The 17,520-nt window shown below is 63.8% G+C and carries 20 protein-coding genes; 12 read left to right on the forward strand and 8 right to left on the reverse strand.

The genetic code is table 11. The annotated features are described in order from the left end of the window. Nucleotides 1-102 precede the first annotated feature (102 nt). Nucleotides 103-1,464: an MFS transporter gene (locus ACQP2U_RS08190; protein WP_433714110.1), complete on the forward strand. Its 1,362-nt coding sequence runs from the start codon at nucleotides 103-105 to the stop codon at nucleotides 1,462-1,464. Between the two features lie 159 nt (nucleotides 1,465-1,623). Here ACQP2U_RS08190 and ACQP2U_RS08195 read toward each other — a convergent pair whose 3' ends face one another. Beyond that, nucleotides 1,624-2,241, reverse strand: a complete 618-nt coding sequence (locus ACQP2U_RS08195; RefSeq protein ID WP_433714111.1) for a TetR family transcriptional regulator — start codon at nucleotides 2,239-2,241, stop codon at nucleotides 1,624-1,626. Between the two features lie 183 nt (nucleotides 2,242-2,424). Between ACQP2U_RS08195 and ACQP2U_RS08200 the strand changes: the two genes are divergently transcribed. The 3 genes from ACQP2U_RS08200 to ACQP2U_RS08210 are packed head-to-tail and all read left to right on the forward strand — an operon-like array spanning nucleotide 2,425 to nucleotide 4,957. Beyond that, nucleotides 2,425-3,483, forward strand: a complete 1,059-nt coding sequence (locus ACQP2U_RS08200; protein WP_433714112.1) for a ferredoxin reductase — start codon at nucleotides 2,425-2,427, stop codon at nucleotides 3,481-3,483. A 16-nt stretch (nucleotides 3,484-3,499) separates the two neighbouring features. After that, complete coding sequence (locus ACQP2U_RS08205) at nucleotides 3,500-4,648, forward strand: fatty acid desaturase family protein (RefSeq protein ID WP_397038815.1); 1,149 nt, start codon at nucleotides 3,500-3,502, stop codon at nucleotides 4,646-4,648. A 42-nt stretch (nucleotides 4,649-4,690) separates the two neighbouring features. Continuing rightward, nucleotides 4,691-4,957 (forward strand): hypothetical protein, encoded by a 267-nt coding sequence (locus ACQP2U_RS08210; protein WP_433714113.1) that lies wholly within the window; start codon nucleotides 4,691-4,693, stop codon nucleotides 4,955-4,957. Here the strand turns inward: ACQP2U_RS08210 and ACQP2U_RS08215 are convergent, their stop codons facing one another. Next, the gene (locus ACQP2U_RS08215) at nucleotides 4,958-5,494 is read right to left on the reverse strand and encodes a DUF4254 domain-containing protein (RefSeq protein ID WP_433714114.1); all 537 of its coding nucleotides are present in this window, start codon (nucleotides 5,492-5,494) and stop codon (nucleotides 4,958-4,960) included. Between the two features lie 391 nt (nucleotides 5,495-5,885). Between ACQP2U_RS08215 and ACQP2U_RS08220 the strand changes: the two genes are divergently transcribed. After that, the gene (locus ACQP2U_RS08220) at nucleotides 5,886-6,212 is read left to right on the forward strand and encodes a hypothetical protein (RefSeq protein ID WP_397038820.1); all 327 of its coding nucleotides are present in this window, start codon (nucleotides 5,886-5,888) and stop codon (nucleotides 6,210-6,212) included. A 167-nt stretch (nucleotides 6,213-6,379) separates the two neighbouring features. After that, complete coding sequence (locus ACQP2U_RS08225; RefSeq protein WP_433714115.1) at nucleotides 6,380-7,054, forward strand: DUF4389 domain-containing protein; 675 nt, start codon at nucleotides 6,380-6,382, stop codon at nucleotides 7,052-7,054. Between the two features lie 36 nt (nucleotides 7,055-7,090). Here the strand turns inward: ACQP2U_RS08225 and ACQP2U_RS08230 are convergent, their stop codons facing one another. The 3 genes from ACQP2U_RS08230 to ACQP2U_RS08240 all read right to left on the reverse strand — a co-directional run bounded on the left by ACQP2U_RS08230 (nucleotide 7,091) and on the right by ACQP2U_RS08240 (nucleotide 9,763). Further along, nucleotides 7,091-7,954 (reverse strand): ABC transporter ATP-binding protein, encoded by an 864-nt coding sequence (locus ACQP2U_RS08230; protein ID WP_433716403.1) that lies wholly within the window; start codon nucleotides 7,952-7,954, stop codon nucleotides 7,091-7,093. A gap of 128 nt (nucleotides 7,955-8,082) precedes the next feature. Then, nucleotides 8,083-8,916 carry an ABC transporter permease gene (locus tag ACQP2U_RS08235; RefSeq protein ID WP_433714116.1) on the reverse strand — a complete coding sequence of 278 codons (834 nt, stop codon included), beginning with the start codon at nucleotides 8,914-8,916 and terminating at the stop codon, nucleotides 8,083-8,085. Further along, the gene (locus ACQP2U_RS08240) at nucleotides 8,909-9,763 is read right to left on the reverse strand and encodes an ABC transporter permease (RefSeq protein ID WP_433714117.1); all 855 of its coding nucleotides are present in this window, start codon (nucleotides 9,761-9,763) and stop codon (nucleotides 8,909-8,911) included. Before ACQP2U_RS08240 ends, ACQP2U_RS08235 begins: the two co-directional genes overlap by 8 nt. Before the next feature lie 152 nt (nucleotides 9,764-9,915). Between ACQP2U_RS08240 and ectB the strand changes: the two genes are divergently transcribed. Then, complete coding sequence (gene ectB / locus ACQP2U_RS08245) at nucleotides 9,916-11,244, forward strand: diaminobutyrate--2-oxoglutarate transaminase (protein WP_433714118.1); 1,329 nt, start codon at nucleotides 9,916-9,918, stop codon at nucleotides 11,242-11,244. On the opposite strand, the gene ACQP2U_RS08250 is transcribed toward ectB, so the two are convergent. After that, nucleotides 11,245-11,904 (reverse strand): L,D-transpeptidase family protein, encoded by a 660-nt coding sequence (locus ACQP2U_RS08250; protein WP_433714119.1) that lies wholly within the window; start codon nucleotides 11,902-11,904, stop codon nucleotides 11,245-11,247. 120 nt (nucleotides 11,905-12,024) lie between these two features. Between ACQP2U_RS08250 and ACQP2U_RS08255 the strand changes: the two genes are divergently transcribed. The 4 genes from ACQP2U_RS08255 (at nucleotide 12,025) to ACQP2U_RS08270 (ending at nucleotide 14,219) form a co-directional block, all read left to right on the forward strand. Further along, nucleotides 12,025-12,408, forward strand: coding sequence for a VOC family protein (locus tag ACQP2U_RS08255; RefSeq protein ID WP_433714120.1), 384 nt, complete (start codon nucleotides 12,025-12,027; stop codon nucleotides 12,406-12,408). A gap of 140 nt (nucleotides 12,409-12,548) precedes the next feature. Further along, the gene (locus tag ACQP2U_RS08260) at nucleotides 12,549-13,025 is read left to right on the forward strand and encodes a DUF4383 domain-containing protein (protein WP_433714121.1); all 477 of its coding nucleotides are present in this window, start codon (nucleotides 12,549-12,551) and stop codon (nucleotides 13,023-13,025) included. Between the two features lie 157 nt (nucleotides 13,026-13,182). Continuing rightward, nucleotides 13,183-13,782, forward strand: coding sequence for an Rv1733c family protein (locus ACQP2U_RS08265; protein ID WP_433714122.1), 600 nt, complete (start codon nucleotides 13,183-13,185; stop codon nucleotides 13,780-13,782). Between the two features lie 41 nt (nucleotides 13,783-13,823). Next, nucleotides 13,824-14,219, forward strand: coding sequence for a hypothetical protein (locus ACQP2U_RS08270; protein WP_433714123.1), 396 nt, complete (start codon nucleotides 13,824-13,826; stop codon nucleotides 14,217-14,219). A gap of 26 nt (nucleotides 14,220-14,245) precedes the next feature. Here ACQP2U_RS08270 and ACQP2U_RS08275 read toward each other — a convergent pair whose 3' ends face one another. Both ACQP2U_RS08275 and ACQP2U_RS08280 read right to left on the reverse strand, forming a co-directional pair. Continuing rightward, the gene (locus ACQP2U_RS08275; protein ID WP_433714124.1) at nucleotides 14,246-14,845 is read right to left on the reverse strand and encodes a hypothetical protein; all 600 of its coding nucleotides are present in this window, start codon (nucleotides 14,843-14,845) and stop codon (nucleotides 14,246-14,248) included. A 198-nt stretch (nucleotides 14,846-15,043) separates the two neighbouring features. Further along, on the reverse strand, nucleotides 15,044-15,994 hold the full coding sequence (locus ACQP2U_RS08280; RefSeq protein WP_433714125.1) for an FAD-dependent oxidoreductase: 951 nt from the start codon (nucleotides 15,992-15,994) through the stop codon (nucleotides 15,044-15,046). Between the two features lie 83 nt (nucleotides 15,995-16,077). Between ACQP2U_RS08280 and ACQP2U_RS08285 the strand changes: the two genes are divergently transcribed. After that, complete coding sequence (locus ACQP2U_RS08285) at nucleotides 16,078-17,496, forward strand: amino acid permease (RefSeq protein WP_433714126.1); 1,419 nt, start codon at nucleotides 16,078-16,080, stop codon at nucleotides 17,494-17,496. Nucleotides 17,497-17,520 lie beyond the last annotated feature (24 nt).

Genomic DNA, 17,520 nt, shown 5'->3' on the forward strand with positions numbered 1-17,520 from the left:
GCAAAGCGCGTCTCGAGTGTTGGCCCGCTCGCCGATGAAATTCGCATTAGGCTGCGCCCATGTACGCCGCATCGCGCAGCGATTCGATGAGGGTGGTGGCTGGTGACGGATGAGTCGGAAGTTGACGCGCGGACGACTGTCGGGCAGGCCGCGGGGCGCGGACAAGTGGTGGCGTGGGGGTTGTGGGACTGGGGCTCCTCAGCGTTCAATGCCGTGATCCTGACCTTCGTCTTCTCGGTCTACCTCACAGATAAGGTCGGCGACGATCTGCCGGGCGGAGTGTCACCGAGCGCGTGGCTCGGCTGGGCTCTGGGCCTCGCGGGTTTCGTGGTCGCACTCACCGCGCCGATCAGCGGTCAGCGCTTCGATGCGAGTGCGAAACGTAAACGCTCACTGGCGGTTTTGACCGCGCTCACCATCCTGGCGATGGCGCTGATGTTCTTCGTGCACGACGATTACCACCACTTCTGGTTCGGCCTGGTCCTGCTGGGCTTGGGTTCCGCATTCTTCGAATTGGCCGGCGTGCCCTACAACGCCATGATGCGCCAGGTCTCCACCCCCGCCGATGTTGGTCGTGTCTCCGGATTCGGTTGGGCCATGGGCTATTTCGGCGGAATATTCATCCTGCTGATCAGCTACTTCGGCTTCATCTCCGGCCACGGCGACAATCGCGGCCTACTCGGCGTGCCCACCGATGACGGTACGAATATCCGGTTGGTCGCGATGCTGGCTGCGGTCTGGTTCGCCGCTTTCGCGTTGCCGGTGCTGTTCGCCGTACCCGAATTACCACACACCAATGCCGATCCCGGTGCGGCCAAGGCCGGATTCTTCGGCTCGTACCGGGTGCTGTGGCGGGATCTGCGCGAGCTGTGGTCCGTGGACCGACGTACCGTCGGTTTCCTGATCGCCAGCGCGATCTTCCGTGACGGTCTTGCCGGGGTTTTCACCTTCGGCGCGATCCTGGCCGTGCGGGTCTACGGTATCGCCGACTCCGATGTGCTGCTGTTCGGCATCGCCGCGAATGTCGTCGCAGCACTCGGTGCGGTCACCGCGGGTCGGTTCGACGATCGCCTGGGCCCGAAGATCGTGATCGTGATATCGCTGGTCGCCATGGTGATCTGTGGCATCGCACTGTTTATCGTGTCGGGTCCGGTCATGTTCTGGGTCTTCGGCCTACTGCTCACCATCTTCGTCGGCCCCGCGCAAGCCGCCGCACGCTCCTTCCTCACCCGCCTGGCCCCGCCCGGCCGCGAGGGCCAGATGTTTGGCCTCTACACCACCACGGGCCGCGCTGTATCCTTTCTTGCCCCAGCACTTTTCGGCTTCTTCGTTTGGGCCTTCGACGCCGACCGTGCGGGCATCGTCGGCATTGTGCTGGTGCTTGCCCTCGGTCTCGCTGCACTATTGCCAGTTCGTAGCCCGGACAGCATCAGCGACCCTAGGTGGGATCGCACCGCAGACTGAATCCGGTGGCTTGTCGTCGGCTGCCATCGCCAGTCGGTCGACAGTCGAAGCTACGAGTTGGCCATGGCGCGCTCAGTGACGTACCGGGATCGCGAGATCGGCGGCGAACTCCGGGCCTTGCTGGCAGATCGCTTCGGCCGCCGGGAGAACCGGTAGACGCTATGGCTTGCTCGGCAACCACGCGGCCATGCCGAGTGCGATGAGGCGGACCTGGCGGACGGTGCGATCGATGATCGCGGGTTGGTCGCGCGGTGTGGCGGCGACGTAGTCGGCGATACAGTCGGCGACCGTGGAGACGATCAGGTCGGCGGCCAATTCGAGGTCGTCGGGGGACCAGGAGTCCAGGGCAGGGACGCGGGATAGGTCGACGACCAGTTCGCGCACGATCAATTGCAGTTCGAGCGCGATGGCATGTTGCAGGGCGGCCGAGCCGCCGCGGCGTTCGCGGGTGATGAAGCCGAAGAGTTCGCGTTTGGTGGCGACCTGATCAAAAACGAACCGAACGGTCTGCGAGAGTCGGGCATCAGGTGTGCGGCGCAACTGACGCAGGGCCAGGCGCAGCGCACGGATGCCCTCGTCGACCAAGGCCGCTCCGAGATCGTCGAGTGAGGCGAAATGCCGGTAGAACGCGGTCGGCACAATGCCCGCGGAGCGGGCGATCTCGCGCAGACTCAGCGCGCCGAAGCCGCGCTCGGCGGCCAGCGCGAGCGTGCCGTCGAGTAGGGCCTGCCTGGTGCGCTCCTTGCGCTCGCCCCGGGTAGCTGCGGTTTCGGTCATCACAGTGAGCATACAGCCGTTCACCATTCATCTATTTCAAGGATGTAGTTCGGGTCACATCAGTTCCTGGTTGACACCTGACCCGGTCCATCGGTCACACTAGTTGAGTGTACAGGCGTGCACTGAAATCCTCACCGAGGAGGGTTCGGGAGCACGCCGCGGCCCGAAAGTAGAGGCAACCGCATGGTGGGACTCATCGACCTGGTGCAAACCCTGACCACACCGCACCCGCTCGACCGCTACCTGGAACTCGTCCGCCCCACGCTGACGGTTCGGGAGTTGCGTGCGGAGATCACCCACGTTCGCCGCTCGGTGCCGGGTTCGGTAACGCTGACCCTGCGCCCGACCCGGCAGTGGCGCGGCCATGTCGCGGGGCAATACGTGCAGATCGGCGTCGTAATCGACGGCGTCCGGCACACCAGGTGCTATTCGCCGGTCAACCCGGCGGGGCGGCGCGACCGCCACCTGCAACTGACGGTCAAGGCGCATCCCGACGGCCTGGTATCGCAATACCTCTACCGCAATGCCATACCCGGCATGGTGGTCAGCATGGAACCGGCGGCCGGTGTTTTCCAACTGCCGCAACCGCGTCCCGAACGAGTGCTGTTGATCAGCGGCGGCAGCGGCATCACCCCGGTGCTGTCCATGCTGCGCACGCTGGCCGATGAGGGCTATCCGGGCGAAGTCGCCTTCCTGCACTATGCGAAATCACCGGAGGCGGTGCCGCATCGGGCCGAGCTGGATGCGATTGCACAGGCGCACAAGAACTTCCGCGTCGAACTGCGCTATCCCGGCGATGGCTCCGGCTATTTCGACTACGACCAGCTCGAACGCATCGCACCCTGGTTCGCCGATGGCGAGACCTACGTCTGCGGGCCACCGGGGCTGATGGGCGCGGTGCGCAAGGTCTTCGAGGCGGAGCAGTTGGAGCAGCGGCTGCACACCGAGGAATTCACCCTGTCCACCACCCCCGTCGACGCCGATGAGGCCTTCGGCACGGTCAGCTTCTCGGCCAGCGGACGTAGCGCCGAGAACAACGGTGCCGTCCTGCTGGAACAGGCCGAGGCCGCGGGGTTGACACCGGAGTACGGCTGCCGGATGGGTATCTGCTTCTCCTGCACCGCTGTTCGGCGCTCCGGCTGCACCCGCAATGTGCGCACCGGCGAGACCGACAGCGATCCGGATCAGCCCATTCAGCTCTGCATCAACGCGCCCGTCGGCGACGTCGACATCGATATCTGACAAAGGGGACCCAGCAATGACAATTCTGACCGAAACGAAAGACGGCCCGCTGGTACTGAGCCCGGACCAGGTCGAGGAACTCGGCCGGGCCCTCGACGAACTGCGTGCCCGTGTCGTCGCCGATCTCGGCGATGCCGACCGCGAATACATCTACTCGATCATCAAGGCGCAGCGCGGTTTCGAGATCGCCGGGCGCGGCCTGATGTATCTCGGTTTCCTGCCGCCGTTCTGGCTGGCCGCGGTGGCCGCGCTGAGTGTGTCGAAGATCCTGGACAATATGGAGATCGGCCACAACGTCATGCACGGACAGTACGACTGGATGCGTGAGCGCGGTCTGAATTCCCGTGAGTTCGAATGGGATACGGTCTGTCCGGCGGACCAGTGGAAGCATTCGCACAACTACATGCACCACACCTTCACCAATATCCACGGCATGGACCGCGATATCGGCTACGGCATCCTGCGCATGGACGAGGCCCAGCAGTGGAATCCGCTGCGACTGGGCCAACCGCTCTACGCCTTCGCGCTGATGGTGCTGTTCGAATGGGGTGTGATGGGCCATGACCTGGAGGTGGAGAACATCATCCGGGGCAAGAAGAGCTGGTCGGACATCAAGCGATTGGTGAAGGGCCAGTGGCGCAAGGCCGGCCGGCAGGTGCTCAAGGACTACGTCATCTTCCCGGCGCTGACCGGTCCGCTGTTCGTCAGCACACTCGCCGGAAACACCGCCGCCAATCTGGTGCGCAACCTGTGGGCCTTCTCCATCATCTTCTGCGGCCACTTCCCCACGGGCGTACAGACGTTCACCGAAGAGGAGACCGCCGAGGAGACCCGCGGTGAATGGTACGTCCGGCAGATGCTCGGCTCGGCCAACATCACCGGTAGCAAGCTGTTCCACATCATGTCCGGCAATTTGTCGCACCAGATCGAGCACCACCTGTTCCCGGATCTGCCCGCGAATCGCTATCCGCAGATCGCGCCGCAGGTTCGAGAACTGTGCGAGAAGTATGGATTGCCGTACAACACCGGTTCGCTCGGTAAGCAAGTCGGATCGGTGTGGCTGAAGATTTGCAAGCTGGCACTGCCGCCGTTCTTGGTCGGGAAGGAGTCCACGCCCGGTGTTATCGTGATGCGACAGCGGAACGCAACCGAAGTGGGCGTGTGAATGATCGGGAAATTCGAAAGCAACAAGGACCTAATTCAAGAATTGACTTCCTCTGGTGCGCGACATGTCGGAAATATTGCGAATATCATCACCGGCACCGTCGCGGAGGTCACCCGGGAGATCGGTGAGTGGATCACCGACGCCATCGAGATGAACGAGGCAGCGGCTGCCGCGCGCAAGGATGCCGCGGCGCGGCATACGACCGATCTGGTCGACGCGGCCGATGTGTCCTATGACGCGGAGGTCGAGCCGAGCACGTCGTTCGTCGAGGGGGAAGTCGTCGAACCGGAAGCGGACGAACCCCGGTGATCACCACACCGGCAGCCGGCGCCGGTGCTGGATCACATCGGTGATCAGGTCCGTGTAACCGTCGGCCAGTTCGGCCAATCGGCTCCACTGCAGTTGGGCTTCATCGTCCAACTGCAGTGGATGCGTCGAACCGACCGGTGCCGACATACCCAAAGCATATTGTGCCGCAACCCATTTCGCGGCCATTCGATCGATGACCGCGCCCAGTGTCTCGGTGTGCAGCGAGGCGCCTGCGCGGTGCTCCACATTGCTGGCGACCCAATTATCGATATGGCCGACCAGCTCGCTTCGGTGTGCGTCGAGGTCGTCGACCAGTTGTAGGCACTGTGCTACGCGGCCGCTCGGTGCGTCCGGCGCGTGCGCCGTCTGCAGGGCATTGCGCCTGCGTTCATGACATTCGACCAGTGCGCGTCCCGCGGCCAGGACACGGTGCCGGTGTCGATTCGGATCGTGTGGATCGCGAAATGCGCGCAGTAGCGCCGCTGGCGATGGCAGCTCGTCGGCTTCGATACGATCGGCTGCGTATTGGGTAGTCATGATGCACGCCCCTGCGGTGGCGATGGGTGTGTATTTGGATGCGCCAGGGCCGAGGAGGATTTCGGGGAGGGGCACCCCTCGGCTCCGGCGCAGCCCCGCACCCGGATCGCCCTCCATACAGTCCACCAGCACGGCAAAGAAACCGGGAAATCCGCGACGATGCGATGAGGAAGACGCCCAGAAAATCGGGACCTTTTCAGGAAAGCGCGATAGTCGAATCGGCGCAATAGAATGGTGTAGAAACAGATGAGCTGCCGGGAAATCGTTATGATCCGTTACGGATCGGTCACATAACCGCCGACTTTCCTACCTTCGTGAAATCGCTGAGCGCATGAGCAGCAACCACTTCGGGCCAGGGGCGAGCGAGACCTCGATCGATCGACTAGCCTCGGTGTTCGTGCCCGCCTATGTGTCTTCGCCCGAGCTGACGTTCGGGTTCATGTTCGCGCTGGAAGATCCGGAGCGAATCGCCGAAGTCGTGCGCACGCTCATCCTCCGCAAGACGGTGTCGGTGTTCCGGCTCGCGCGCCTGTCCGACGACGACGGACCGCCCGAACGCTATGTCGTGAACTGGGCGGTGATTCCGCAGATCTCGATCACCACCAGCGCGCCGGACCCGGACGAGCTGGAGGCCGGACAGATCATGCTGGTGAATGCGTTCCTCGGCGAGGAGGGCGAGGTCAGCCTGTATTCGGCCCAGGGGCAGGCGCCGGGCTGAGGTTCGCGGCAGCGCCGTTGCGGCACTACGTGATTCGCCACCTCGGCGGCCACCTTTTCGTTGGCGTGTCGGTATCGGAACGTGGTCCGACCGGCTGCCCGATACGGGACAATCGGGACATTCCACTCGTTGTGGAGGCATCGAAGCACCTGGAAGGAGCATCGATCATGGAGCCCGAGAAAACCGTCGCTGGAGCCGGCCCGGCCAATCCGATTCGTGTCCGAGGCGATCTCGATCCCGCGCTATCGCGCTGGATGTGGTTGGTCAAATGGATCCTGGCCATCCCGCACGCCATTATTCTGGTATTTCTCTATATCGCGTATGTGATCGTCTCGGTGGTCGCGTTCTTCGCGATTCTTATTACCGGTAACTATCCGCGCGCACTGTTCGACTTCAATGTCGGCGTCATGCGTTGGGGGTGGCGTGTCGGCTTCTACGCCTACTCGGTGCTCGGCACCGATCGGTATCCGCCGTTCAGTCTGCAGTCGGATCCGGATTATCCGGCGGATCTGGAGATCGACTATCCCGAGCAGCTGAGTCGTGGTCTAGTGCTGGTGAAATGGTGGCTGCTGGCCATTCCGCACTACCTGATCCTCGCCGCGATATTCAGTGCGGGTGTGGGCGGCAAAGACGGCTGGGGCGGATTCGCGTTGGCAAATGTTCTGGTGCTGGTCGCGGCGGTGGCGCTGCTGTTCACGGCCGCTTATCCCAGAGGGCTGTTCGATTTCCTGCTCGGTCTGCACCGATGGTCCATTCGGGTGGGCGCCTATGCCTCACTGATGCGTGACGAATATCCGCCGTTGCGGCTCGACCAGGGCGCTCGCGAACCCGAAAACACCTGAATATCAACCCAATTCGGAGCCGGACAGCGGCGTCGGTCACCAGGTGGATTCATAGATCCGCCGGACCACGTCCTCGATGTCCGGCTCCTCTATGGATAGGTCGCGCACCTCAGCGCGGTCGGAGACTGCGGCCAGAACCTTTGCGGCGGTGGTGGATTCGGCATCGAAGGCCAATCGCTGGCGCATGCCCCCGCCCTCGCTGGTCAACAGTTCGGCGCTGGGCAGATCGTCGAGATTGCGGGTCGGTCCGGCCAGATCGACGACCAGCACCCGCCGCGCGCCCACCCGCACCGCCAGGCCGGTCAGTGAACCGTCGTACACCAGACTGCCGCGGTCGACGACGAGCACCCGATCACAGAGCCGCTCGATATCGCCCATATCGTGGGTGGTCAGCAACAGTGTGGTGCCGCGCTCGCTGCGTTCGGCGCGCAGGAATTCACGTAGTCGCTGTTTCGACAGCACATCGAGGCCGATGGTCGGCTCGTCGAGAATGATCAATTCGGGAGAGTGCAGCAGCGCCGCGGCGACCTCGGCACGCATGCGCTGGCCGAGTGACAGCTGGCGCACCGGGGTGTCCAATGTCTCGGCCATCTCCAATTGTTCGACCAACTCGTAGGTACGTTTTTGCGCGACATCGGATTCCAGCCGGTGGATCGCGGCTAGAATGGAAAACGATTCGCGCAGTGGTAGGTCCCACCACAGCTGGGAGCGCTGCCCGAACACCACCCCGATTCGGGCGGCTAGTTCGCGCCGCTGTCGCACCGGATCCAGTCCACAGGTGCGCACGGTGCCCGAGGTGGGGACCAGGATGCCGGTCAGCATTTTGATCGTGGTCGACTTGCCCGCCCCGTTCGCGCCGATATACCCCACCGCCGAACCGCGTTCGATGCGAAATGTCATCCGGTCCACCGCGGTGAGCGTTTCGCGGCTGCGTCGCCAGCGCTGCCCGTTTTTTCGGTACAGAATGAATTGCCTTGTCAGATTCTCGATCTCGATGATCGAGTCCGATAACTCGCTGTCCGCCACGCTTACCCGCCGCCTCCCTGATAGTGCCGAGTGCCTAGTCGCCACAGACCCAACGCGAGCAGCCACACCCATAGCGCGGCCAGCGGTGCACACCAGGCCAGCCAGGGCGGCAGCAGCGGCGGGCCGGGTAGGTGCAGCAGTGCGATGGTCGGTAGATACGCCGTGAACGCGACCGGGATGGCGAAGCCGAATACCAGCTTCAGCGAAGTCGGAAATACCGACGCCGGTTGCATGGCCGCGAAGGAACCGCCGTAGGTGAAGCTGTTGGTCAGTTCCGCACCGTCGATCAGGTAGAACTGCGCCCCGGCGGCGCAGACGAATACCCCACCGAACAGTGCGATGCCACTGAGCATGGTGATTACCAGCAGTGCGAGAGTCCGTGGACCCCAGTCGAGGTCGTTGCGAACGAGACCGAGGCATAACACGATGATCGCCACCGAGGCGCGGGCGAATCGGCGCAGTGAGATGTCGCTGGTGATGAGTTGCAGCAGAAGGGGCTGTGGTCGCAGGTGGTATGCGTCGAGCGCGCCGAGCCGGATGAGGGTCGGCAGTGAATCCAGGTGGCCGAACAGGACTTGCGCCAGTGCGAATGCGGAATTGCTCAGGCCGAACAGCAGCAGTGCGCCGTTCAGGTCGAGGCCGCCGAGCACCTGGACATTGTGGTAGATGACCCATACCTCGGCGAATTCGACGATGCCGATCAGGAAGGCGCTGAATACCTCACTGGCGAACGACAATCGGTACGCGCGCTGGGCTCGCATTCGCGACCGCAGTACCGCGGCATACGGGGTGCGCCAGGTACCGGCCGGTACGGATGTATACGGGGGCTCAACCACCCTGGACCTCCAGCCTGCGGCGTCCAGCCACCAGTAGCGCCCGGCCCACCGCACCGACCGCGAGTACCCAGAACACTTGTGCGGCAGCGACCGTCACGGCATCCATCCCGATGACCCGACCCGACAGGATGTCGATCGGCGACTGCAGGATCGACGGGAACGGAGTGGCCTGCGCGACGGTGCGCAGCCATGCCGGGAACATGTGGACCGGCACGAACAACCCGGCCAGAAACGTGCCGCAAATCTGGTATAGCACTCGCAGGCCGCGGGTTTCCACTACCCAGAATCCGATCAATCCGACAGCGAAAAGGCATAGAAATGACAACGTAACGGCAAGCACCACACTGACCAGCCCGAGCACGTAGGGTCCCGGGGTGCCGGGCATCACTAGCCCGAAAGTAAGCACGCCGACCAGTACGCTCGGCACGCCCCGCGGCAGGATCGTGCAGGATGCGCGGCCGAGATCAATGGCGAGATAACTGAATTGGACATCGACTGGACGCAAGAAGTCGATCGCGATATCGCCGTTCTTGACCCGATCCACCAATTCCAATGGTGGTCCCATGAATTGGGTCGCACCGAGCAGGCCCTGCGACAGCCAGACGTAGGCGCCGATCGATCCCGCGTCGTAACCACCGAAGCCGCCGGAGGCGCGCACCGCCGACATCATCACCGCCGCACGCACGAATCCGAACACGCAGTTGGTGAACAGGCCGGCGAACATCGCCAGCTTGTATTGGGATTGGCGTCGGAAACCGGCTCGCACGAGATAGAGGTACAGCCGTGCGGTCCGCAGTGGGTGCGCTACGGCGAGTTGCGATCTGTTCCCCTCCACTTTGCCGTGCACAATCGGTTAACTCTACGGTGCGTCGGGGGACGCGCGGTAGTTGAGCGCGCGATTTTTGGAAAAGTGCGACAAACCCGCTGCACCAATGTTAGAAACGCAGTCACTTCAGATTTGCCCCGGTGGGCGCTCGCGCACGACAGGAAGGATCGTCGATGACTGTCACCGCTAGCGACTGCTCGCAGGTCGCTCGTAACAGCACTGCTAGCGACTGCTCGCAGATTGCTCGAAACAGCACCGCATCGACCGTTTTCGAGACGCTCGAGTCGAATGTGCGCGGGTACTGCCGGGCCTGGCCGACCGTTTTCGACACCGGCAGCGGCGCCTGGCTGCGTGATGAGAACGGCAAGGACTATCTGGACTTCTTCGCGGGGGCGGGCGCACTCAACTACGGCCACAACAATCCGGTGCTGAAGCGGGCACTGCTGGACTACATCGTCGGCGACGGGATCACGCACAGTCTCGATATGTCGACCGTCGCCAAGCGACGGCTGCTCGAGGCCTTGCGCGACACGATCTTCGGGCCGCGCGAACTCGACTATAAGGTGCAGTTTCCTGGTCCGACCGGCGCGAATGCGGTCGAAGCCGCGCTGAAGTTGGCTCGCAAGGTCACCGGACGCCAGACCGTTCTCAACTTCACCAACGCCTTCCACGGAATGTCGCTCGGCGCGTTGTCGGTGACCGGCAATGCCGCCAAACGGGCGGCTGCCGGTGTCCCACTCCCGCATGCGATGCCCATGCCCTACGACGGTTTCCTCGATGCGGCCGACCACTTGGACTGGATGCGACGGGCCCTGGACGACTCGTCCTCGGGGGTGGACAAGCCCGCCGCGGTGATTGTGGAGACGGTGCAGGGCGAGGGCGGGGTGAATGTTGCGCGCTCGCAATGGCTGCGGCAGCTGGCCGAATTGTGTGGCGCGCACGGAATTCTGCTGATTATCGACGATGTGCAGATGGGTTGCGGACGGACCGGTGGGTTTTTCTCCTTCGAGTTCGCGGGCATCACGCCCGACATCGTGACGCTCTCGAAATCCATCGGCGGGTACGGGTTGCCCATGGCGCTGGTACTTTTCAAACCCGACCTCGATCAGTGGGCGCCCGGTGAGCACAACGGCACTTTCCGCGGCAACAATGCGGCATTCGTCACCGCGCGGGTCGCGCTCGAGCACTACTGGTCCGATAGTGCACTGGAGATTTCGACGGTCGCCAAGGGGGAGCGCACGGCACGCGCGCTTGCCGACATCGCGGCGGCATTTCCCGGCGTCTCGACCCGTGGGCGCGGGCTGGTGCACGGCATCGTGTTCGAGGAAGCCTCCCGCGCGGGCAAAGTGTGCCAACTCGCCTTCGAGCGCGGACTGCTCGTGGAGACCTCGGGTTCGGCCGACGAGGTAGTAAAGCTGTTGCCGCCGTTGACGATCAGCCAGGACGAATTGGATCACGGGTTGTCGTTGCTCGCGGGTGCGGTGGAGTCGATCTGCGGATAGTCACCTGCTGCCGATATTGATCACCGGGTGCGCGCTCGGATCCAGCCACCGCATAACGGCTTTGAGGTCGGCGGCCGGGATCGCTACACATCCAGCGGTCGGGCCTCCGGTCTCGACGTGCAGGAAGAAGGCCGAACCCGCGCCCGCGACGACGGGCTGACGGTTGTAGTCGATTACGACGGCGTGTTCGTACGCCGGTCCCGCCTCGCCGAGATTCTCGCTCGCGCTTTCGTTGAATTCGCAAGTGCCAGTGACACATTGCGTGTAGCGGTTGTAGATCGGCGAGCTGGTATCGGAGACCCACCAGTCCTGCGTGCCGACTTGACGATAGGGCAGCCGGGTTCCGTCGTTCGGCCCGATACCGAACGCTTCGCTCAGCGTCCAGACACCGGCGGGAGTGTGCGCCGAGTCCTCGCTGGCGCGGCCGATGCCGTCACGCCCGACATAGGCGGGGAGCGGACCGATCTCGGCCCGCCACCCGCCCGGAATACGTTGCCACGCAGTCAATGTCGCCCTGGTATCGGCGGCGTGCTCGGCGACGACGGTGATGACTTGGTCGGCTTCGCCCTGGTACGGCAGGGGCAGATCGGACTTCGACGTGCTGGAGCACGCGACGACGCCAGCCAGCAGCACGATGAGCAACGCTATGCGTTTCGACAAATGAACCTCCCGATGGGCCTCGACCCTAATGCAGATTTCATCCTTGCCATGGCAGGTGGGTTCGAGTGTCCACACGCGGGTACGCGATGAGCATGGCCGCGACAAATAGGAGGTCGAGTAATGACGGAAGGCAAGGTGGGGAGTCTGCGCACGGTTGTCTTGGATTGCCCGGATCCACGCAAGCTCGCCGAGTTCTACGCCCGCCTCTTCGGTGCCGAACCGACTTATACCTCGGATGACACGTGGGTCGTCATCGAAGAACCCGGCGGCAGGCGATTGGCGTTCCAATACGCGCCGCAATATCGACCACCGCGTTTCCCGGATCCGGAAGCATCTCAGCAGATACATTTCGACGTGCTGGTGGACGATATCGAGGAGGCCGAGCCGAAGACGCTCGCGCTGGGCGCGCGGTTGGTGCAAGCCAATGACGACGACCAGTTCCGTGTTTATGCCGATCCCGTCGGACACACCTTCTGCCTCATCTGGCTGGACGGGCGGTCCTGAGCGCTGTACCTGCGGGTTTGTCCGTTTGTCCGCCCGAGGCGCGGGTATGACGCAGATGGCTGCCGCAATCGGCAGTCGCTGAATCCAGTCGCACGAAGCGGGCGCCCGTCCGGACGCCTGGTTCGGGAGAGGCAGTCACCATGGGCGCGCATCAGGCGAAAACCTCAGCGCATTGGACGCCGCTGCGGATCGCGGCGGCGGCGGTCGGTGCGGTGTTCCTGGTGGTCGGCGTGCTCGGCTTTATTCCGGGCGTCACCACTGATTACGACAGCATGGAATGGGCCGGACACAGCTCCGACGCCCAACTTCTCGGGCTGTTCAACGTCTCGATCCTGCACAATATCGTCCACCTGGTATTCGGCGTAGCCGGCCTGCTGGCATCGCGCACAGCGCTCACGTCCCGGGCGTTCCTGCTCGGGGGCGGACTGATCTACCTGGTGCTGTGGTTGTACGGGCTGGTCACCGACCAGGACAGCGATGCGAACTTCGTGCCGGTGAACACCGCCGACAACTGGCTGCACTTCGCTCTCGGCGTCGGGATGGTCGCCGTCGGGGCAGCGCTTGGTTGGTCGGGCAGCCGAGGCGTAACCGGGCATCCGCGTCCGTCGATTCAATAGGTACGAGCCGATGAATCCCGCTCGGATGTGCGCCGAGTGGGGTTTGTCATGTCGCGGGTTCCCGCCGATGCATCAACCGGCGAGTCGGGGGAATGCCCGGGGTAGGAGTCGCGGTCGCTCGCGAACTCCGTTGTAGGAGGTGATGAAGGTGTCGCAGATGCCGACGTGGCCGGTGCGGAGCTGGCGGATGCAGCCCTGGAATCCCAGTCCGCTGATGCGGGTCTCTGACCGGGTGGAGGGGTTCGTCCGTATTCTGGCCGTTCTGGTGCTGCTGATCGCCGTGCCGACCGCCGCGGCGGCCGGCACCGCGGCCTATAGCTCGGCATCCGAACGGATCCGCGGCGAGAACGCGACGAAAGTCGTTGTGACAGGCACCATTGTCGGCACACCCGTCCGGGTCAGCGCACCCGTCGCGGACCGCAACGCGACGGTGCGTGACCAGTTCGAAGCGCAAGTGTCCTGGACCCACGACGGCAAATCCGGCACCGCGACCGTTGGCGTCCCCGATGCCGCCGAACGCGGCCAGCCCGCCCCGGTCTGGCTGGACCCGGACGGTAAACCGACCGCCCCTCCCGAACAATCCAGTGCCGCCGCCGTGCACGGCATCGGCGTCGGTATCGCCGTGCTACTCGAAATCTGGTGCGGCGCATTAGCAGTGGTCGGGTTCACCATCTGGGCCCTGAACCATCGCCGCCACATCCGCCTGGACCGGGAATGGCGTCAATTCAGCCATTCCACCGGCCAGGGCAGCTTGTAATCGCTCGGCAGGCAACCGTGCGGCGGACTACGATCCCTCGCGTGAGCGCACCGATACTTCGAGCATTCGATGCGAGTGGACGGGCGTTGGCCGATCCGACCGACACCGAGGTACACGACCTGTTCGCGGACCTGAACGCCCGTTGGCCGTTCGCGATCGTGGAACGACTCGATCGTGAGCCGCCGGGGCAATTCTATTTCCAGATCCACCTCGATTACGTAGGTGACCAGGACCCCGACCTCGACGAGGAGGTCGATGTCGACTACGACGTCGAATTCCGCGACGGTGCACCGGACAAGCACTACCGTGCCAGGATTACCGGTCTGTACGGCTTCGCCGGAATGGATCTCGTGAACAAGGTGTACCGCGCGTGGCGGGCCGAAGATCCCGGCCTGGCGAATTTACTGTCGTGGGAGTTGCTGGACGTCGACGGCTGAGGTATCCGGGCGACCGCAGTTTGTGATCACTTGCTCAGCGCCTTGCCACCGTTCGGAGCGACCGCGAACCAGGTGCCGCCGACACCTTGTCCGAGCAGGTCACCTGGCTTGGTGTCCTTCGAGAAGTAGTACACCGGCCAACCGCCGATGGTGATTTGGCATGTGCCGTCGGCACGTTCGATGAATCCGACGAGTTGAGGATCGACGCCTGCGGTGTACAGGACTTGATCGCGGGTCACGGTCAGCGGCGGCCAGGTGGTGGCGCACTGCCCGGAGCAGTTGGATACCGACGGTGCCGCCGTATCCTTGTCGAACCGGTAGAGCGACCGGCCAGATCCATCCGAAACATACTGTCCGACGGTGGGATTGCTTGTCGCCCGGAGCTGCACGATATTCGTGGTCCCGGCTGCGGCGATGCCGTCGTAGATCTTCAGCCAGCCCTGCGTTTTCGCTACTGCGGGCGCCTGTCCCGCGATGGTCGCAGCTGCCGCGGTAGCGGTCGAGGACGGCTTCGCTGCGGCCTCGGCACCTTTGTCGCCACCACACGCGCTGAGCAGACCCGCGAGTGCGATCGCGGCAGCCGCGAGTGGCACTGTGACACGTTGAAAATGCTTGGCTGAATTCATCTTTGGAACCCTCCGTCGCTATTCGGCAAGCTGCACATCGCATCTCGTCTCCAGTACCACGAGCGACCGTGACCGCTTGGTTCACCCGAAAGGCGCAGCCGCGGTGTTCGCTATCTCACAGTGCGGGTTCGCCGGGCGCGGACAGCCCGGCTCTCGGAGGCAGAGCTGCATCGATGTCCACTAGTGCCGCCGTTCGGCTCACAGCGTGTCGATGAGAGCCGATACCTCGCGGGCGCAGCCGTGTGCGACCGTGATGCCCGAGCCGCCGTGCCCGTAGTTGTGGATCACGGGTACCGATGACGAGTCGACCGGGGCGATCTCCAGGCGGACCTCGGCGCGGCCCGGCCGCAGTCCGACGAGCGTTTCGATGACCTCGGCGCCGGACAACTGCGGTACGAGATCTCGGCATCGGCGCAGGATCGACTGTGTCAATTGCGGATCAGGGGTGCGATCCCACGCTCCGGTCTCCAGTGAGCCACCGAGGATGCAGTCGTGGGTGCGGGGGTGGACATAGGCGCGCCCGAGCGGATGTGCTTCGTCGCGCACCGACACCGAGATGCCCGGATTGGTGATGCGCACGACCTGGCCGCGGATCGGGTAGACCTCGGCGTCATCGGCCAGCGGACCCGCGCGCAGACCCGCACAGTTCACGATCACATCGGGCGCCAGATCGTCGAGCTCGTCCAGACTCCGGATCGTCCGCCGAACCCAATACGCGCCCGCCTGATGAACCTGAGCGGCCAACCACGGCAGGAAGATCGGCATCTCGAGCAGTGGAACGGCGAACCGGAACCCGAATCGGTAGTTCGGCGGGAGTTCGCCCGGTTGCGCCCGCCGGAACGCCTGGACGGCCGCGGACCAGGACGGCGTCGCTGGCTCGTCCCGATAAACGGCGAGTGATTCACACATGCGCGCACCAGGCGCACCGTTGTGCGCGAGTCGTTCCAGATGGGTGAAGGTTTCGACGCTCCAAGCGGCCACCCGATCGGTCGGCCCGGCCGCGGTGGGGAACCACACCGCTGCGGCGAGAAACGATGTCGTCGAGTCGATGGGCTCCGCGCTCACTATCACGACATGGTGTCCGCCGCGCAGCAGCTCGAATGCCGTTGACAGGCCAACGATCCCGGATCCGACTACCACCGCTCGCACACCCGTTATTTTAACACCATTGAGTGTGCCGTTATTTGACGATACATTATTCAACGATACGATTTAGGAGCGCGGGAGGCACTGTGGCTGACGTACTGCACGCCGAGGACGTCGGGTATCAGAAGAGTCTCCGTCCACGTCAACTACAGATGATCGCGATCGGCGGCGCCATCGGGACCGGGCTGTTTCTCGGCGCGGGCGGTCGGTTGGCCAGCGCCGGTCCCGGGCTGGTGCTGGTGTACGCAGTGTGTGGGGTGTTCGTCTTCTTCGTGCTCCGCGCGCTGGGTGAGTTGGTGCTGCACCGTCCGTCATCGGGATCGTTCGTCTCCTACGCACGCGAGTTCTATGGCGAGAAGTTGGCGTATGCCGTCGGCTGGATGTATTTCTTCCACTGGTGCATGAGCGGCATCGTGGATATCACCGCCATCGCCACCTACGTCCACTACTGGTCGGCGTTCGGCGCGATTCCGCAGTGGGTCATCGCGCTGATCGCGCTGGCCGTGGTGGTGGCCATCAATCTGGTGTCGGTGCGCTGGTTCGGAGAGCTGGAGTTCTGGGCCGCGCTGATCAAAGTTGTTGCGTTGGTCGGTTTTCTGGTGATCGGTACGGTCTTTCTCGTCGGCCGCTTCCGGATAGCGGGCGAGAGCACCGGGCCCGGTGTCCTGCGTGATCACGGCGGGTTGTTCCCGACCGGGTTGCTTCCCCTGGTCGTCGTCACGACCGGTGTCGTATTCGCCTATTCCGCAGTGGAATTGGTGGGCACCGCCGCCGGCGAGGCCGACAATCCGGAAAAGATCATGCCACGCGCCATCAACTCGGTGATCGCACGCATCGCTGTGTTCTATGTCGGTTCGCTGGTGTTGCTCAGTCTGCTGCTGCCCTACACCGCCTTCCGTGAGGGGCAGAGCCCATTCGTCACGTTCTTCGCCAAAATCGGTGTGGACGGCGCGGATTCGGTCATGAACCTGGTCGTGCTGACGGCGGCATTCTCCAGCCTCAACGCGGGTCTGTACTCGACCGGCCGAATCCTGCGGTCCATGTCGATGAACGGCAGCGCCCCCGCCCGCGCCGCCAAACTGTCAGCGAATGGGGTTCCCTACGTTGGGATTCTGGCCACGGGGGCGATCGCCCTCACGGGCGTCGGACTCAACGCGGTCGTCCCCGATCAGGCATACGAGATAGTGCTGAACATGTCGGCCCTCGGCGTGATCACCGCCTGGGCGGCAATCGTCCTGTGCCAATTGCAACTCTGGCGTTGGTGGCGTGATGGCCGCGCGACCCGCCCCACCTTCCGCCTGATCGGCACCCCCTATACCAGCATCGCCACCCTGGTCTTCCTCGCCGGTGTAGTAGCCCTGATGGCGAGCAGTGGAAGCACAGAACAGCGCAGCGCGATCGTCGCCGTCCCTTTGATCATGGTCCCGGTGCTGGTCGGTGGCTGGTTCCTCAGACGACGAACCGCCGAGGCCGTTCAATCGGCGGACACCGAATCGTCTCCTTAGAACACCACGGCCGACGCCGTACGC

The sequence above is a fragment of the Nocardia sp. CA-084685 genome, from assembly GCF_050955785.1.
Lineage (GTDB): Bacteria > Actinomycetota > Actinomycetes > Mycobacteriales > Mycobacteriaceae > Nocardia.

Bases quoted from the DNA above. Each gene is read 5' to 3' on its own strand.
- ACQP2U_RS08275 (WP_433714124.1), bottom strand. From the start codon at position 14,845: ATGAATTCAGCCAAGCATTTTCAACGTGTCACAGTGCCACTCGCGGCT.
- ACQP2U_RS08230 (WP_433716403.1), bottom strand. From the start codon at position 7,954: ATGACATTTCGCATCGAACGCGGTTCGGCGGTGGGGTATATCGGCGCG.
- ACQP2U_RS08200 (WP_433714112.1), top strand. From the start codon at position 2,425: ATGGTGGGACTCATCGACCTGGTGCAAACCCTGACCACACCGCACCCG.
- ACQP2U_RS08260 (WP_433714121.1), top strand. From the start codon at position 12,549: ATGGGCGCGCATCAGGCGAAAACCTCAGCGCATTGGACGCCGCTGCGG.
- ACQP2U_RS08205 (WP_397038815.1), top strand. From the start codon at position 3,500: ATGACAATTCTGACCGAAACGAAAGACGGCCCGCTGGTACTGAGCCCG.
- ACQP2U_RS08195 (WP_433714111.1), bottom strand. From the start codon at position 2,241: ATGACCGAAACCGCAGCTACCCGGGGCGAGCGCAAGGAGCGCACCAGG.
- ACQP2U_RS08225 (WP_433714115.1), top strand. From the start codon at position 6,380: ATGGAGCCCGAGAAAACCGTCGCTGGAGCCGGCCCGGCCAATCCGATT.
- ACQP2U_RS08215 (WP_433714114.1), bottom strand. From the start codon at position 5,494: ATGACTACCCAATACGCAGCCGATCGTATCGAAGCCGACGAGCTGCCA.
- ACQP2U_RS08255 (WP_433714120.1), top strand. From the start codon at position 12,025: ATGACGGAAGGCAAGGTGGGGAGTCTGCGCACGGTTGTCTTGGATTGC.
- ectB (WP_433714118.1), top strand. From the start codon at position 9,916: ATGACTGTCACCGCTAGCGACTGCTCGCAGGTCGCTCGTAACAGCACT.
- ACQP2U_RS08265 (WP_433714122.1), top strand. From the start codon at position 13,183: ATGCCGACGTGGCCGGTGCGGAGCTGGCGGATGCAGCCCTGGAATCCC.